Origin of the sequence: Desulfosporosinus sp. SYSU MS00001 (genome assembly GCF_049943955.1) — a bacterium.
Lineage (GTDB): Bacteria > Bacillota > Desulfitobacteriia > Desulfitobacteriales > Desulfitobacteriaceae > Desulfosporosinus.
This window is the reverse complement of sequence record NZ_JBNFTW010000012.1, coordinates 97477-114016: the sequence shown is the minus strand read 5'-3', so window position 1 is coordinate 114016 and position 16540 is coordinate 97477. Positions and strand designations below refer to the sequence as shown.

At 41.8% G+C, this 16540-nt stretch carries 13 protein-coding genes; 6 read left to right on the top strand and 7 right to left on the bottom strand.

What is annotated here, in order from left to right; genetic code table 11:
- Nucleotides 1–4: 4 nt before the first annotated feature.
- From allB to ACPUYX_RS18355, 3 genes are all read left to right on the top strand, one after another.
- A complete protein-coding gene (allB, locus tag ACPUYX_RS18365) occupies nucleotides 5–1357 on the top strand; it encodes an allantoinase AllB (protein ID WP_426381069.1) in 1353 nt (450 codons plus the stop codon).
- 52 nt (nucleotides 1358–1409) lie between these two features.
- Nucleotides 1410–2810 carry an NCS1 family transporter gene (locus ACPUYX_RS18360; protein ID WP_426381068.1) on the top strand — a complete coding sequence of 467 codons (1401 nt, stop codon included), beginning with the start codon at nucleotides 1410–1412 and terminating at the stop codon, nucleotides 2808–2810.
- Nucleotides 2811–2984: 174 nt separating this feature from the next.
- Nucleotides 2985–4637, top strand: coding sequence for a PucR family transcriptional regulator (locus tag ACPUYX_RS18355; RefSeq protein WP_426381067.1), 1653 nt, complete (start codon nucleotides 2985–2987; stop codon nucleotides 4635–4637).
- A 70-nt stretch (nucleotides 4638–4707) separates the two neighbouring features.
- On the opposite strand, the gene ACPUYX_RS18350 is transcribed toward ACPUYX_RS18355, so the two are convergent.
- The 6 genes from ACPUYX_RS18350 to ACPUYX_RS18325 all read right to left on the bottom strand — a co-directional run bounded on the left by ACPUYX_RS18350 (nucleotide 4708) and on the right by ACPUYX_RS18325 (nucleotide 11819).
- The gene (locus ACPUYX_RS18350) at nucleotides 4708–5682 is read right to left on the bottom strand and encodes an ABC transporter ATP-binding protein (protein ID WP_426381066.1); all 975 of its coding nucleotides are present in this window, start codon (nucleotides 5680–5682) and stop codon (nucleotides 4708–4710) included.
- Nucleotides 5679–6701, bottom strand: coding sequence for an ABC transporter ATP-binding protein (locus ACPUYX_RS18345; RefSeq protein WP_426381095.1), 1023 nt, complete (start codon nucleotides 6699–6701; stop codon nucleotides 5679–5681). The genes ACPUYX_RS18350 and ACPUYX_RS18345 overlap by 4 nt, the downstream gene beginning before the upstream one ends.
- 9 nt (nucleotides 6702–6710) lie before the next feature.
- On the bottom strand, nucleotides 6711–7622 hold the full coding sequence (locus tag ACPUYX_RS18340) for an ABC transporter permease (protein WP_426381065.1): 912 nt from the start codon (nucleotides 7620–7622) through the stop codon (nucleotides 6711–6713).
- A 2-nt stretch (nucleotides 7623–7624) separates the two neighbouring features.
- The gene (locus ACPUYX_RS18335; RefSeq protein ID WP_426381064.1) at nucleotides 7625–8557 is read right to left on the bottom strand and encodes an ABC transporter permease; all 933 of its coding nucleotides are present in this window, start codon (nucleotides 8555–8557) and stop codon (nucleotides 7625–7627) included.
- Nucleotides 8558–8650: 93 nt separating this feature from the next.
- Entirely contained in the window at nucleotides 8651–10270 is a 1620-nt protein-coding gene (locus ACPUYX_RS18330; protein WP_426381063.1) for a peptide ABC transporter substrate-binding protein, read from the bottom strand.
- A 562-nt stretch (nucleotides 10271–10832) separates the two neighbouring features.
- Nucleotides 10833–11819 (bottom strand): tyrosine-type recombinase/integrase, encoded by a 987-nt coding sequence (locus ACPUYX_RS18325; RefSeq protein ID WP_426381062.1) that lies wholly within the window; start codon nucleotides 11817–11819, stop codon nucleotides 10833–10835.
- A 279-nt stretch (nucleotides 11820–12098) separates the two neighbouring features.
- On the opposite strand from ACPUYX_RS18325, the gene ACPUYX_RS18320 reads away from it, so the two are divergent.
- Nucleotides 12099–12524, top strand: coding sequence for a universal stress protein (locus ACPUYX_RS18320; RefSeq protein ID WP_426381061.1), 426 nt, complete (start codon nucleotides 12099–12101; stop codon nucleotides 12522–12524).
- Between the two features lie 22 nt (nucleotides 12525–12546).
- Nucleotides 12547–13107, top strand: coding sequence for a nitroreductase family protein (locus tag ACPUYX_RS18315; RefSeq protein WP_426381060.1), 561 nt, complete (start codon nucleotides 12547–12549; stop codon nucleotides 13105–13107).
- Nucleotides 13108–13712: 605 nt separating this feature from the next.
- On the opposite strand, the gene ACPUYX_RS18310 is transcribed toward ACPUYX_RS18315, so the two are convergent.
- The gene (locus ACPUYX_RS18310; RefSeq protein WP_426381059.1) at nucleotides 13713–14519 is read right to left on the bottom strand and encodes an MBL fold metallo-hydrolase; all 807 of its coding nucleotides are present in this window, start codon (nucleotides 14517–14519) and stop codon (nucleotides 13713–13715) included.
- A gap of 250 nt (nucleotides 14520–14769) precedes the next feature.
- On the opposite strand from ACPUYX_RS18310, the gene ACPUYX_RS18305 reads away from it, so the two are divergent.
- Nucleotides 14770–16248 carry a UbiD family decarboxylase gene (locus ACPUYX_RS18305; RefSeq protein WP_426381058.1) on the top strand — a complete coding sequence of 493 codons (1479 nt, stop codon included), beginning with the start codon at nucleotides 14770–14772 and terminating at the stop codon, nucleotides 16246–16248.
- The last annotated feature ends 292 nt before the right edge of the window (nucleotides 16249–16540 follow it).

The following is a 16540-nucleotide window of genomic DNA, read 5'->3' as shown; positions in this document are numbered from 1 at the left end:
AACTATGAGCAAGCGTTATGACTTAATTATTCGGCAGGGAATGCTTGTTTGTCCAGAAGGTGTCAAAAAAGCCGATGTTGCTGTTGATGATGAGAAAATTGTTGAAATTGCTGAGGAAATAAGCGGCGAGGCTAAGGAAATTATTGATGCCACAGGAAACTATGTTTTTCCCGGTACCACAGACGGACATGTTCATTTTAACGATCCAGGCCGAACGGAGTGGGAAACTATCGCCACTGGAAGTAACGCACTGGCTGCCGGTGGAGGGGTTGCTTATTTTGATATGCCTCTTAACTGCAATCCCTGTACGTTAGATGCTAAAAACTTTAACAATAAGCTTGCCGTTGCCCAGAGAGATTCTTTAGTCGATTATGGATTTTGGGGCGGACTTACGCCTAAAAATTTAGATAGGCTTGAAGAGCTCGCCGAATGCGGCGTGGTTGGATTTAAGGCCTTCTCATGTTTCAGTGGAATTGCAGAGTTTGAGAGAATGGACGATTACACGGCCGTAGTCGGCATGGAGAAATTAGCTAAGTTAGGATATCCTCTCATGGTCCATTGCGAAAACGCGGAGATTGTGAGTGCCTTGACTGCTCAAGCTCTGGCCAACAATAAGACGACCGTTCGTGACTATTTTGCAGCTCATTCCCCCATAACAGAAATTGAAAATGTCTCACGAATGATTTCCTACGCTGAGGAAACGGGCTGCAAATTGATTATTGCCCACGTTAGTACAGCAAGGGCAGTGGAGTTAGTAACAGAGGCCAGGAACAGGGGGGTTGATGTTTCCTGTGAAACTATTGGTCATTATTTAATTCTTACCGATGACGATGTTGAACGGATGGGAACTGTCGCTAAATGTTCGCCTCCAATCCGCAATGCTCAAAACCAAACAAAAATGTGGGGTAAATTGTTAAACGGTGAATTTACCTTTATCTCTTCTGATCATTCACCGTGTGATCCTAAGCTGAAAGACGGAGAGTTTTTGAAGGTTTGGGGAGGGATCTCGGCTTGTCAAACGACGTTGTCGTCACTGCTTACTCATGGTTATCATGAGCGAAAAGTACCCCTTGCCGATATTGCCAAATTGACAGCACAAAATGTAAATGAGGTTTTTAAAATTCCTGGGAAAGGAAAGATTGACTTAGGATTTGACGGGGATTTTGCGCTGGTTGACTTAAATCAGGAGTTTACACTTCAGGCAGAAGATCTTTTCTATAAACATAAGGCCAGCCCTTATGTAGGCAGCACCTTCCGCGGAAAAATTACTCAAACCATTCTCAGAGGTAAGACCATATTTAAAGACGGAAAAGTAGTTTCCCAACCAATCGGCAAACATTTAAGACCTCTTGTTTAATTTAGGGATCGCTTAGAATAGGGCTAACGCTTAAGAAGAGGAGTAGGTAAAAATGTCTACAAATTCAGGAAACCTCGAAACAAACGTAACCCAGGTTTCTCAGTCGGCAGATCATGATGAAGCTTTGAATCCGAGATCTCCAAACGAACGGACAGTAGGCCCAATCCCCTATATGTTTATGTGGATCGGAGACGGCGTTAACTTAGGTAATATGACACTGGGAGCGAGTTTAGTCGTTGCTGGAGTTGCTACGTTGAATATCGTTCAGACCTTTGCAGCTGCCATTATCGCTATCGCCATTATCTCAACAGTATTTGCCTTAAATGACAGACTCGGTTATCGAACCGGAATTCCTTATGTCGTACAACTTAGAATGTCTTTTGGCCTAAAAGGAGCTACTGTAACCTCACTATTGCGCGGCATTCCTGCCGTTGTTTGGTATGGTGTCCAGAGCTGGATCGGCGGTACAGCCCTAAACGAAATTGCCAAGGCCATTACCGGCGGAGCCTTTAATAATGTTGTTATTTGTTTTGTTGTTCTTCAATTGGTACAAATTGTAATCTCGATGTACGGATTCCATGCAATTAAGTGGGTTGAAACGCTGACTTCTATCGTAATTATGGTTGCCCTGGTTTATGTGTTTGGCATTCTCGTAACAAAGTATAATGGTGTCGTCAGTCAAAAATGGGTTCATGCCACTGGGTCATGGGGGTTGCCCTTCTTTTCCTTCATCATGGTTTTCCTGGGGAATTATGCAGGTATCTTTTTAAGTGCTGCCGACTATTCGAGAGAGTTAAAATCGGGCATTCGCGATGGAAAACGTGGCTTCCTCTATTTCTCACCGATTGTGTTGGCCTATGGTTTTGTTATTACGATTGGCGCTATGCTGGCATCGGCAACCGGTATCTCCAATCCTGTCAAAGCTTTTGCCATCGTCGTTGATAATCCCTATATTACAGTATTTGTATCGGCCTTCATCGTTCTTGGTGCTGTTGCCACAAACATGGTTGCCAATATTGTCACTCCAACTTATGTCATTCAACTGTTTACGAAATTGAAATATAAAGTAGCCGTATTTATAACTGGACTCTTAGGGCTGTGTGCTTTTCCCTGGGTTCTTGTTCAGGACTCCTCAGCCAAAGGTCTGGATATGTTCATTCTTATCTATTCAGCGTTCTTGGGACCAATTGTTGCCATTTTGCTTATTGAATATTATATCCTAAGAAAACAACGTGTAGAAGTTAGTGAATTGTACAATCAAGCGGGTGTCTTTGCCGGCTATAATGCGGCAGCAATACTTGCCATGCTGATTGGAGCAGGTGCCGCCTTTTTGAAAGTCGATCTAGCCTGGATAATTGGCCTGGTAGTTGCAGGAATTGCTTACTATCTCCTGATGAAATTTGCCTTTAAAGGGTCGAAATTTAAAAGTGGCACAATATTTGAGAATAATTAGTTAGTAAAATCATAGATTTAAGTTAGGGGAAGTCGGCTGAAAAGACGGCTTCCTTTAATTTCATATGTAAATGCATTTTTCAGCATTAATGATTTGGGGGCAGGAAATGGGGAGAAATAAACGAATTATTGACGATACTATACTATAAGTAAGGTTATAAACAGGAGGAGTAACGTGGAATTAACCGTTGAGAAATTGCTCAAACTTGAACCTCTGCGAACGTCACAAGTAATGGCAGGTGCCCAGGGCCTTAAGAATGTGGTTAAAGGGGTTACCATTATGGAAGCTCCGGATATCGTCGATTGGCTGGCCGGTGGTGAACTGCTCCTGACAAGTTTATATTCCACCTTGGGAGGAAAGGTAAACTATCGTGAGTTCATCCGAAATCTTGCTGCCAAAGACGTCTGCGCGCTGGCGGTTAAAATACGGCGCTTTGTTGATAGAATCCCGCCGGATATCCTGGAGATTGCCGATGAGATTGGTTTGCCTATTATACAATTAGAAGGTAATGTTCGCTATGTGGATATTATGTATCCTGTCATGGAGATACTCTTTAACAAGCAAGTTATTGAACTTAAATATTATAAAGAAATACAGGAACGGTTTACCGCTTTAGCACTTCAATGCCAAGGCCTTGATAAGATCACAAAGACTTTAGCGGAATTGGTTGGAAATCCGGTGAGTGTTTTTGATAACCAAAGGAAATGTTTGTCTGCCACTGATGAGAAATTTTGCTGTTTTGAGGATATGACGACGTTTTATGAAGGGGACTTGCTGAGCAAGAACTTCAATTCTTATCGCATCATAATAAATGGAGCAGGGGAAGAGCCTGTTTACCAAGTTGTGGTGCCGATTCAAGCTTTAGGTCAGATTAAAGCTTATTTAATAGTCACTGAGATTAATAAACCTATGCATGAGATGGAATTAATTTGTTTGGACCAAGCTACTACAGTTGTAACCCTGGAGATGGTCAGGCGTTTTGCTGTCCGAGAAGTCGAACAAAAATTCAGCAATGATATTGTTGAGAAACTTATTAGTGGAGAGATCGAAGTTAGCAGTTTGCGTGAAAGAGCAAATCTCTTGGCTTGGGAAATTAATCGCCCCTTTGTTGTTGTGCTGTTTAGCCTCAAATATCTCGATGAGTATTTAGCTGATACGAAGATTAAACAGGATAAAATAGCTTTTCAAGGAATTAAGGCTGAAATTCAGTCTTTGATTATGAATGTGATGAGAACGCGGATGAAAGACTTTATTCTCGGACATAAAGGTGACTCAATCATTGTTTTATGGCCTGTCAGAGGATCAAGCAAAACGATCGAGGAGATTAAGAAGGCCGGGCGGGAAATTCAGGATCATGCGAAGAAACGCTGGAAAAAAATTATGATTGGGATTGGTATTGGGAACGTCGCCGCTGAGATCGAAGAGATTCCAAGAAGTTATAAAGAGGCCCAGGACGCTCTTATTTATGGAGAAATGCTTCAAGGGGAAGACGTCATTTCCTGGTTCCAGGATCTAGGTGTCTATCGAATGCTTTGCAAGTTTGGTCAAGGTAATGATCTGGCTGATTTTGTACCTAAATCACTCAAAATGCTTTTGGACTATGATCAGCAGAACCAAACGGAACTACTAAAGAGTTTAGAAGTCTTTTTGGAGTTTAATGGTAACGCAAGTAAAGCTGCAAAAGCGCTCTTTATTCATTACAAAACCTTGCTTTATCGTTTAGAACGGATTAAAGAGGTCACCGGACTCGATTTAGAGGATTATAAAAATCGCTTAGAATTAGAACTTGGGTTAAAGATTATTCAAATTTTAAATCAGCGGGAATAATTGAGAAACAAAAATAAGAGACGTTTGCATTTTTGCGCAATCGTCTCTTATTTTGTCAGCCGCAGCTGTTCTAAACCAGATGACAGGCAACCAAGTGACCGTTGCCGCAATCTTTCAATTCAGGAGCTGTTTGGGCACATTGTTGCTGGGCTTTTGGACAACGAGTACGGAAATAACAGCCGCTCGGCGGGTCAATGGGGCTTGGAACCCCTCCCTCTAAGACAATGCGAGAGCGTTTTAGTTCCACATCCGGATCGGGGATCGGGATAGCCGATAATAAGGCTTGTGTATAAGGATGCATCGGATGATCATAAAGGTCCTGGCTCGTTGTTAGCTCTACAATTCGTCCCAGGTACATCACAGCGATACGATGGGAGATATGTTTGACCATAGAAAGGTCATGAGCAATAAATAGATAAGTCAATCCTAGTTTTTCCTGTAATTCTTCCAGCATGTTTACGATTTGGGCCTGAATCGAGACATCGAGAGCTGAGATAGGTTCATCACAGATGATCAGCTTGGGGTTTACCGCCAAAGCTCGGGCAATCCCAATCCGTTGTCTCTGACCACCGGAAAATTCATGAGGGAAGCGGTTGGCATGCTCGGAATTCAACCCGACAGTTTCCAGTAATTCATAGATTCGATTGGTGCGTTTTTGACCGCTGGCCAGGCGATGAATGTCGAGAGCTTCGCCGATAATATCCCCGACAGTCATCCGCGGATTAAGTGAGGCATAGGGATCCTGAAAAATCATCTGCATATCCCGGCGAACAGTCATCATTTCTTTTTTGTTTAAGTCATAGATATTGCGGCCCATAAATTTTGCTTCACCGGATGTCGCTTCATAGAGGCGGATAATGGTACGCCCGGCCGTTGATTTGCCGCATCCGCTCTCGCCAACTAAGCCTAAAGTTTCTCTCTGATGAAGTTTAAAGGATATGCCGTTTACGGCATGAACTTTTTTGTTTTCACGGGATAAAAAGCCCTCACTAATCGGAAAGTGCTTGACTAGATTATTGACTTCCAGAATAACTTCGCTGCTCATGATCTAGCCTCCTTCTCATCAATCCCGTTGAAGGTCACCTTGGGAGCGTCAGGATGAAGAAGCCAGCACGCTGCTTGATGTTTTTCATTAAGATTAGTATAAGCTGGAGGCTGAGTATCACAGATTTTCATAGCATGTGGACAGCGTGCCGCAAAGCCGCATCCTTTAGGAGGATTAAGCAGATCGGGAGGGCTCCCGACGATAGGCACCAGTTTGCTGCCCTTGGAGGCATCTAACCTGGGAACGCTTTTTAACAATCCCCAAGTATAAGGGTGCCGAGGATCCTTAAAGATATCCTGGGTTGTGCCCATTTCTACGATTTTGCCGCCATACATGACGATAATTCGCGAACAAAGACCGGCTACAACTCCTAAATCATGGGTAATTAAGATAATCGAAGTATTAACTTTATCCTTTAAGTCCTTCATTAACTCCAATATCTGAGCCTGAATTGTTACGTCCAAGGCAGTTGTTGGTTCATCTGCAATTAAAAGTTTGGGATTGCAGAGCAATGCCATGGCAATCATAACCCTCTGTCTCATTCCGCCGGAAAATTCATGAGGATATTGTTTTAATCGACGTTCAGGATTAGAAATTCCCACCATGGTCAAATATTTAGCAGCACGTCCTAAAGCTTCATTTTTGCCGATCCCTTCATGGTGCTGTAAGACTTCTGTCATCTGCCGCCCTATGGTGAGCACAGGATTTAGGCTTGTCATCGGGTCTTGGAAGATCATACCGATTTCTTTGCCGCGGATTTTCTGCATCTCTTTTTCCGGCAGGTGGACTAAATCTCGGCCCGCTAAACGGATTTGACCGTTTTTGATTTTGCCTGGGGGATTGGGAATCAAACGCATAATTGACTGAACTGTTACCGACTTACCGCAGCCGGATTCTCCGACAATCCCTACAGCTTCCCCTGCATCAACATGAAAACTAACCCCCGAAACTGACTGCACTTCTCCAGCATAGGTATAGAAGGAGGTGCTGAGGTTTTCCACTTCCAGTAAAGCCACAATATCTCCTCCTTACTTGCGCATTTTAGGATCAAAGGCATCACGCAGCCCATCACCAATAAAGTTAAATGACAACATTAAAATAGCAATTAAAGCTGCCGGGAAAATTAAAGCAAAAGCAGAACCGGGAATATTCCCCCGTCCCTCGGCAGCCATATATCCAAGGCTGACCCAAGGAGGCTGCACTCCTAACCCAATAAAGCTCAGGAAGGCTTCCATAAAAATAGCGGCAGGTATCTGCAAAGCAGATACTACAATAATTTGCCCAACGGTATTGGGAAGCAAATGCTTGAAAAGAATGCGGGGAGTGCTTGCCCCCAGAGTGCGGGCGGCTAAAACAAATTCTTGTTCCCGCAGTGTCAGGATTTGACCGCGAATGATTCTGGCCATAGTAACCCAGTATTCGATACCGAGAACAATAAAAATATTGCGCAGACCAGAACCAAGAAGAACCATTAATAAAATTACATATAACATATCAGGGACACTGAAAATGATATCAATAAACCGTTGCATCAGATTATCAATGCGGCCGCCCACATAACCGGAGATACCGCCATAGATGATTCCGATAGTCAGGTTAATCAGTACCGAACCAAAGCCAATGGCCAGGGAAATCTGGGTTCCATACATAGCCCGGGTTAAAATATCCCTGCCCAGTTCATCAGTGCCGAAGGGATGAACCCAACTGGGAGGGTTTAAGGTATGGCTCAAGTCATTGGAATAATAGTTAAAGTGAGAGAGGAAGGGCCCTCCAAAGCCAAACAAACAAATAAGGACAAGAACAATCAGCCCGCCCATAGCTAAAGGATTCTTTTTAAAACGACGGCGAGCATCCTGCCAGAGGGTGGTGCTTGGCCGGTTAATCACATCGGTTTTTTGAGTTTGTTGCAGTGGTGTAAATGAATCTAACGGCAAACTCATGCTCAGACCCCCTTTTGATCAGTTAGCTTGATGCGTGGATCGACCAGAGTATAAGCAATATCCACCAGAAGGTTAAACGTGACCATTAAGGTGGCAACCAGAATTGTTGTCCCCATGATCACGGGATAATCACGGTTGGTAATACTGGTAACAAAATATTGTCCAATTCCGGGAATATTAAAGATATATTCGATAACAAAATTGCCGCAGAGAATATAAGCAAAGAATGGTCCCATAAACGTCAAAAGCGGGATAATGGCATTTTTGAGAGCGTGTCGGAAAACAACAATATAACCAGGCAGTCCCTTGGCCTTTGCAGTTCTGATATAGTCCTGATGAAGAACATCGAGCATGCTTGTCCGAGTGAGACGCGTGATTTGGGCCACAGGATAGGCACTTAAAGCCAGAACGGGCATAACAAGCTGATTTGGATCTCCCCAGCCGATGGGGGGGAAGAGATGGAGCTTAAATCCAACATAATACTGTAAAAGAGTAGCAATTACGAAACTTGGTACGGAGATACCGATGGTAGCCAAAAATGTAGCCACATAATCGGCCGTTTTATTTTGCCTCAAGGCAGCGATAATTCCCAAAAACGTGCCGCAGAGTAAGGCGAGAATAGTTGCCATGGAACCGATAGCCGCTGTTCGAGGCAAGCCTTCTGTAATAATATCATTGACAGACCGCCCTTGATAACGGAAAGTGGGTCCAAAGTCAAAGTGTGCAGCATTTTTTAGATAATCGGTATATTGCTTAAACAGAGGATCATTCAAGTGGTAACGGGCATTAATGTTGGCCTTAACCTGGGGCAGCAAAACCTTATCGGAAGCAAATGGGCCGCCGGGTATTGCATGCATCAAAAAGAAGGTCAGAGTTATAACCAACCAAATTACTATAATAGCCGCCAGGATTCGTCCGAGTAAATAGCGAACCATATTCCTCCCCCTCAATCAAAGTTACAAAATTACAGAGTTAAGGGGCAAGTTATTGGAACTTGCCCCTTAACTTACTGTCCACTCAACATGATGTTATTGAAGATAAGCGGTTTTGAAATCAAAGTCCCCCATGGGATTAACAAGAACACCCTTAATGTTATCTTTCAGTACGTAGTTTTGGACATAGTAATAAATGGGCATTATCGGTTTTTCTTTCATTAAAACGGTTTCGGCGTCATGCATGGCTTTCATGCGTACCGTTTGATCAGCTGTGTTTTTTGCAGTCTCAATATCTTTGTCATATTGGGCGTTAGACCAGCCGGTTTGGTTCTCACCGTTACCAGTGGTGAACATATCCATAAATGTCATAGGATCGATATAATCGCCATTCCAGGCAGCGCGAGCAACATCGTATTGCAGGTTTTGCATGGTTTGCAGGTAAACTTGCCATTCTTGGCCGAGCAATTTGACATTGATACCCAAATTCTTATGCCAGAAATCTTGAATAGCTTGGGCAGGAAGTTGATGAGTACCGTTAGTATTATAAAGGAGTGTCAGAGTTGGGAAATTCTTACCATCAGGATAACCAGCCTCAGCTAACAGTTGTTTGGCTTTAGCAATATCCTCGGTAATGAAATTTCCGCCAACGGCACGGAAGTCTTTACCCGGCGTGGCATCGGGAACTCCACCGGGCACGTAAGCATAGGCCGGAGCTTGCCCGCCTTTAAAGACGTTGGTAATTAAATCTTGACGATTGAGACAGATAGACAGAGCCTCACGGACGCGAGGATCATTTAAAGGAGCTTTGGTCGTGTTGAAACGGTAGAAATAGGTACCTAACTGAGGAGCCTTCTTAAGGATTCCTGATTTTTGATAGCGGACGATATCTTCCGGAGTCGGATCATATAAGCCATCTAATTGTCCAGCATCAAAGGCGGTCGCTGCAGCTTTGTGATCTTCTACTAAGTTGAAATCGAGTTCTGAGAGTTTAACATTGGCTGCATCCCAGTAATTTGGGTTTTTAACCAGAACCATGGAATCGTTGTGAGTCCAGGACTTCATCGTAAAAGGACCGTTACTCACAAAGGTTTTGGCGTCCGTATTCCAGTTCTTATTGGCTTTTACATTCTTTTGGTCAACCGGATAATAGGTTTGGAAAGCCAGCAAGGATTTGAAATAGGGCGTAGGAGCTGCCAAAGTAAGCACTAAGGTATGAGGGTCTTTCACTTCGATACCCACTTGATCTGCCGTAGCTTTACCGGCATTATATTCTTTCGCATTCTTAAAATAGTACAATTGGTAAGCATAGTTTGAAGCCGCATTCGGATCGAGGGCGTGAAGCCAGGAAGCTTTAAAATCATCAGCAGTTACAGGATCTCCGTTGCTGAACTTTGTATCCTTCATCTTGATAGTGTAGGTCAAACCGTCAGCAGATACATCAATGCTGCTGGCAATTGCCAATTGCGGTTCGTTGTTTTTATCCAGACGGGTTAAACCTTCAAATAAATTCATCTCCATGATTGCTTCAGGAACACCGTCGGACATCTGGGGATCAAGGGTTTTAGGTTCTGCGCCCGGATCAAAACTCACCTTCATTGGTTTATCAGCCCCTTGAGTTGCTTGGGTGCTTGAGGTGCCGCAGCCAGTAACTACAGACCCAAGAACAAGAGCGGCTGATAAGACTGAAACCAACCATTTTTTCTTTCTGATCATGATTTTCCTTTCTTCCTCCTTTATTTTTTTCTCTTTGTTTCCGCAATTAATTTCAGCGGATTCAATTGTTGTGTATTCGGTATTGCTATTGTGAATTCCTGCTACACAATCAGAGAGAAAAAAGAGAATATGTAAATATTGAAAATATAAATACACAAATAACAAAAATAATATAAGTATTTAAATTCAAAGTTACATAATAACCTGGATTATTATCGAACTTTAATACAATAGGGAAATGCCCGAGATGGGATAAGAGTTCCATAAACGATAATAAAAGCAGAAACTCACCTGAAGCGAATCTCTGCTTAAAAATAATTTAAAATAAAGCTCATTAAGAAATTGGCAATTACTATAAGAACACTTTATCCAATTTTTAAGCCCCCCACTTCTATAAGTGGGGGTGGGTCCTTCGTTAACTTCAGGTGGGGTAGAGTTCTCCTTCACCGCTAAGTATTTCTATTGGGAAAGGCGGCTCGGCAATAATGTCCACTGGACATTATTGTATCTAAAGCCCTGATGTTCAGCTTTAGCGTAAGCGAGTTGACTTTACAAGGTGTTTCTATTTGAATTTTATCAAATCGGCAGCTCGCTTTAATTGCTCGTCCAGTACTTTAGCATAAATTCTTGTTGTCCTTGGGTCTGCATGTCCAAGAGCATCTTGTACAATCGCTAAATTGTCTGTTTCCCGAAGGAGCAAAGTAGCAAATGTCGAACGTAATTTATGGACACTGTAACCTTCAGTATTATGTCCAAATGATTTGAGGATGGTCATGTATTTGGCAATCAGATTTTGTACTGCTCTCTTGCTGATTCGGTTTCCCTGAATCGATAGAAAAAGAGCATCAACGTTATTACGGGCATAACGTGGGCGTTCGCTGCCAAGATAATCGTTTAGAGCTGTTGCAACTTCCTGATTAAAATAAACAACGCTTTCCTTATTCCCTTTACGTGTGATTTTAAAATGCCCTTTTGCTATAAATGTATGGCTGAGATCCAAACCGCAAAGTTCAGATAAGCGCAGTCCTGTGCCGATTAAAGTAAGGACAATGGCATAATCACGTTTCTCAGTATAAGCATAGTATTTAAGCTGGCCGTCAGATAATCCTGTACCAGTTTCTAAAACATCAGTCAAATCAGCAATTTGATTAGGTTCTAAAGCTTTAGGAAGGCTTTGATTAACATAAATTGGATCTAATTTAATTGTAACGTCTTTATGTATCATATCTTCACGAAGCATATATCGATATAATGACTTAATTACTGCTTGTTTACGAGCTAGAGCACGAGGCCCGTTATTACGTTCGGAATTTGCCCAGCTTAAATAGGACTCAATATGGCGATGACCGACGGTTTCCATGACCGAAACCTGGATATGAGAGGGAGAGGAGGGGAAGTCAGGCACTGAGCGGCATAGATAATTAAAAAACATACCCAACTCGTAAACGTAGGCTGCTTGGGTAGACTTTGATTTATTGGTAACTGCAAGATGATTAATAAAATCTTGAGCAAATTGGGGCAGAAGGTATTTTGTTGCCTTGATATTCATTATCAAACCTCCAATGATCCAGTAAAATGGGTGTATCAGGAGTATATCACTCATAATTATACATCGTTATGGCAATGTTTTTGTATACTATGCCAGTTTTAAGCAGATTAAGAATATCAGGTAAAATTTAAATAAAATAGTTGTAAAGAATAATTATAATGATATAATAATACTTAAAATAAATAGAGTTCAAGCATTAATACTTAATGAGAAGCTAGTTTGGTTAATCTTTTGGCCTTAAACCATTTTTGTAAATAAGAGTTGAAAGGGTGGTAAATGATGTTCAAAAGGATTTTAGTTCCGACGGATATTTCTGAATATTCTCGCCGAGCTTTGGTTACAGCACTCAACCTTGCACGGCAATTTAACTCCGAGGTTGAGCTATTTCATGTGACGTACAATCCAGAAGCATATTGGGGCTATACAGTATCTTATGGTCTTGTCGTATCTCAGGAGGAAATTGATCAAAGTGGAGAAGCAGCTTTGGAGGCAGCTTTAGCAGGGATTGAAGTCGGTGATATTGTTTTCCATAAAAAGCATATTTCAGGGCATCCCGCAAGCGCCATTCTTGAAGAAGCCAAGAGGGATTTTGATTTAATTATTATGGGCAGTCATGGACATGGACCTATATCAGGAGCTGTGTTAGGTAGCGTAACTCAAAAGATTCTTGCCCATTCTTTATGTCCGGTGCTGGTAGTAAAGTAAGATCATTAAAAGGAGAGGGAAAATGACGAGACAGTTCAATTTTGAAATTATCCCTGAAATTAAAGAGCGATGGTCACCCAGAGCATTTGGTAGCAGGTTAGTTCCGCGAGAGGATTTAATGCCCTTGCTTGAGGCGGCCAGATTTGCACCTTCATGTTTTAACGAGCAACCTTGGCGATTTATTATTGCAGATAACGAAGTAATGCTTCAAAAAATGCGTGGACTTTTAACTCCTTCAAACCTGGAATGGGCGAAGAAAGCTCCGGTTTTGATTTTGATTGTTTCCAAAAAAACATTTACGTTAAATGGAAAAGATAATTACTGGCATATGTTTGATGCCGGAACTTCGTGGGGTTATTTATCTTTGGAAGCTCAGAGACGTGGGTTGATTACTCATGCCATGGGAGGCTTTAATCGTGAAAAAGCCCGGGAAGAATTTTGCATACCTGAGGATTACACAATAATTGCAGTGATAGCAGTGGGATATTATGGACAAAAAGATAGTTTGAGTCAAGAATTGCAAAGCAGAGAAAACCCGGATAACAGAAAAAACATTGAGGATCTTTTACTCAAAGGGGAATAGGTGCAAACCTCATTAGCATTCAGCAGGATTACATCATCTTAGTTCGGGTATTTATGATTATCAACTCCAGAATATGTCAATGATATTATCTTTAATACTCATGGCATAACGATAAGCAAATTTGTAAAAGCCATCTATAAGATAGGCGTTGCCTCACTGAAAGGCAGCGCCTGTTTTTTGTACCCTTTTTTAGGTCTAAAATTGCTGATAAGCCATTCTTGATGTTTCAAACATGTTATGTATGGCAGTTTCTTGGTCTTGGGTGATAGTTCCGTCGGACACAAGGCTATCTAGGCTAAATAAGCTTGTAAGATTGATAAAGTCTGTGATATTCAAATAAATCTCCCCTTTATTTTAGATTTCTTATACTTTATTGGTTAAATAAATTCTAAAATTATACTCTAATCTGAATAATTGCTGAAAGTTTCCTGAATGTATGCTGAAAGTTTGATGAAAATGTATAAGTCATTCGAAGACAAACACGTTTTGACGAAAGTAAAAAGTTATTTTAATAGTGATATTGAAGAATTAATAGAATTAAGCAAATAATGGCAGGAACGCACCACGATGGTGATTTGCCAGCGGGTGCGTCACTGAAGTATAGGTTATAGAGTTATTATCGTTAGATCATCAGGAATGTAAATATTTCCGCTGAAGTATTTTTTCCCTTCCTCTGTGTAAAGGTTTTTTCGCTGAGCTATGTTAGAGTCCTCAGTATGCCATAGTATTAGGTTTTTTATATTAAGTAGAGTTGCAAGTTCGCAAGCATCTTTAACAGTACTATGATGTTTTTCATAGGGCCTAAATACTTCGCGGTCACGATAAAGGCAAAAGGCCTCACATAAAAGCCAATCACTATTTGAAACATAAGTTTCACATAAATTGTTATAGGGTTCATCTCCTAGAAAGGCAAGAAGTTTTCCGTTATTTAGTTTGACAGTAAAGCCGTACTGTTTCACCTTGGTGGAGTGAATATCAAAGAACGTAAAATCTTGACCAAGAAGAGTATTCGTTTGTCCATCATCTACAGGTATAATGAAAATTCGGTGACCGATTACGTCCGTTAACTTTTTATCGAGCGTCGATTTCACGAGGGTTTTGATATCGCTTATAAGCTCTCTATGACAATAGATGTTCAGGTTATCGTTATACTGACCTATTAGAACAGACGATGCGATTATTCTAATGATCCAAACTACTCCAAGAAGATGATCTGAATGCTTGTGGCTGATGAAAACGTTGTGTATCTCTTGAACGGAAATACCCGTTTTTTCCAAAGCTGCTAAAATGCCATTGCCACCACCGGTATCAACCAAGATATACTCATTCTTTTCATTGGATAGGGCAAAACATGTGTTGAAGCACTTAGTTACTGTAGCATGGCCTGTTCCCAAGGCAATTAATTGATTCATTATCGCTCACTCCGATTATTCATGATTATTCTAGATATTCGATGGTTTAACTTTACTTTTACATAATCTTGAACGTCGCTGCTAGAACGTAAATTGCAAGCTCTCTATAAAAGAGTATAATTTTACATAAATCAGTGGAAACAAATAAAACCATTTAGATATTTAGAGCGGTATTCTGCTTGAAAGATATTGGGAATCTGACGGTTATATAGTTATTAGTTATGGTACATAGTGCAAGGGAGGAATTTAGATGTCGCAAAAGAAACAAGTTAATGACTTAAGAACCGCATTAGAATTGTTAGAATCTATTCCGGGTCAGCTAATTCAGACGGATATTGAAGTTGATCCTCATGCAGAATTATCAGGAGTTTATCGACATGTTGGAGCAGGCGGAACTGTAATGAGACCGACTAAGGAGGGCCCGGCAATGGTTTTTAACAAAATCAAGGGGTTTGATCATGTCAGGGTAGCGATTGGTTTATTGGCCAGCAGAAAACGTGTCGGTTTGCTTTTGGATACAGATCCGAAAACATTAGGTTTCCATTTGGGAAATTCCCTGAAAAATCCTATACCACCGATTGTTATTGACAACAAGGATGCGAAATGCCAAGAAGTTGTTCATTATGCCGATGACCCTGGGTTTAATCTGAAAAAGTTAGTCCCGGCCCCTACGAATACAGAAGAGGATGCCGGTCCCTATATTACATTGGGGATGTGTTATGCGACGGATCCTGAAAATGGAGACACGGATATTACCATTCATCGCCTTTGCATCCAGTCCAAAGATGAAATAAGTATGTTTTTTACGCCCGGCGCTCGTCATTTAGGCGTTTTCCGTGAAAAAGCTGAAGCCATGGGTAAACCGCTTCCCATCTCGATCAGTATCGGTGTAGATCCGGCCATAGAAATCGCTGCGTGTTTTGAGCCGCCAACCACACCTCTCGGATTCAATGAACTGCAGATAGCTGGAGCTTTGCGCAATAGACCTGTGGAGTTAACAAATTGTCTTACGATCAACGAAAATTGTATTGCCCATGCGGAATATGTTATCGAGGGTGAATTGCTGCCTAATCAAACTGTACGGGAAGATCAGAACACCAATACCGGAAAGGCCATGCCGGAGTTCCCGGGGTACACCGGTGATGCCAAAGAAGTTCAAATTATTAAGGTTAAAGCAGTTACACATCGTGTTAACCCCATTATGCAATCTTGTATCGGACCAAGCGAGGAACATGTATCCATGGCCGGCATTCCAACAGAAGCAAGTATTATTCAAATGATCGAACGAGCTATGCCTGGCAGATTACAAAATGTCTATGCAGCACCTTGCGGAGGGGGTAAATACGTCGTCGTTATCCAATTTAAAAAGAGGATGCCAAGTGATGAGGGACGCCAGAGACAGGCAGCACTCCTTGCCTTTTCAGCCTTTAGTGAGTTAAAACATGTATTCCTGGTAGATGAGGATGTGGATTTATTTGATATGAATGATGTCATGTGGGCAATGACCACCCGGTTTCAGGGTAATGAAGATGCGATCTTTATTCCGGGCGTAAGATGCCACCCTTTGGATCCCTCTAGTAGTCCAGAGTACTCATCCAGTATTCGTGATGCTGGTATATCATGTAAAGCAATTTTTGACTGCACAGTTCCTTATGACCAGAAGCAAAACTTCATTAGGGCTAAATTCATGGACATTGATAAAGACAAGTGGGCAGAGTTTATAAAATAGTCTAAATGAGTCACAAGTCTGAGACTAGTTCCTTACTTGGGGCATGTTTATCCAGTCTTTAAGCCCCCCACTTCTATAAGTGGGGGGCCTTCGCTAACTTCAGGTGGGGTAGAGTCCTCCTTCGCCGCTAAGTATTTCTTTTAGGAAGAGCGGCTCGGCAATAATGTCCACTGGACATTATTGTATCTGAAGCCTCGATGTTCAGCTTTAGCTGAACGAGTTCACTGTAAACTTGATTACCTTGGCAATGAAGTCGAAGGGAGAGTCGTTTTACTCCGAAAGAAGTAACGGC

What these genes read in the sequence shown, in the direction of transcription:
- ACPUYX_RS18325 (WP_426381062.1), bottom strand. Translation starts at nt 11,819, where the DNA reads ATGAATATCAAGGCAACAAAATACCTTCTGCCCCAATTTGCTCAAGAT.
- ACPUYX_RS18320 (WP_426381061.1), top strand. Translation starts at nt 12,099, where the DNA reads ATGTTCAAAAGGATTTTAGTTCCGACGGATATTTCTGAATATTCTCGC.
- ACPUYX_RS18305 (WP_426381058.1), top strand. Translation starts at nt 14,770, where the DNA reads ATGTCGCAAAAGAAACAAGTTAATGACTTAAGAACCGCATTAGAATTG.
- ACPUYX_RS18315 (WP_426381060.1), top strand. Translation starts at nt 12,547, where the DNA reads ATGACGAGACAGTTCAATTTTGAAATTATCCCTGAAATTAAAGAGCGA.
- ACPUYX_RS18350 (WP_426381066.1), bottom strand. Translation starts at nt 5,682, where the DNA reads ATGAGCAGCGAAGTTATTCTGGAAGTCAATAATCTAGTCAAGCACTTT.
- ACPUYX_RS18360 (WP_426381068.1), top strand. Translation starts at nt 1,410, where the DNA reads ATGTCTACAAATTCAGGAAACCTCGAAACAAACGTAACCCAGGTTTCT.
- ACPUYX_RS18335 (WP_426381064.1), bottom strand. Translation starts at nt 8,557, where the DNA reads ATGGTTCGCTATTTACTCGGACGAATCCTGGCGGCTATTATAGTAATT.
- ACPUYX_RS18340 (WP_426381065.1), bottom strand. Translation starts at nt 7,622, where the DNA reads ATGAGTTTGCCGTTAGATTCATTTACACCACTGCAACAAACTCAAAAA.
- ACPUYX_RS18310 (WP_426381059.1), bottom strand. Translation starts at nt 14,519, where the DNA reads ATGAATCAATTAATTGCCTTGGGAACAGGCCATGCTACAGTAACTAAG.
- allB (WP_426381069.1), top strand. Translation starts at nt 5, where the DNA reads ATGAGCAAGCGTTATGACTTAATTATTCGGCAGGGAATGCTTGTTTGT.
- ACPUYX_RS18330 (WP_426381063.1), bottom strand. Translation starts at nt 10,270, where the DNA reads ATGATCAGAAAGAAAAAATGGTTGGTTTCAGTCTTATCAGCCGCTCTT.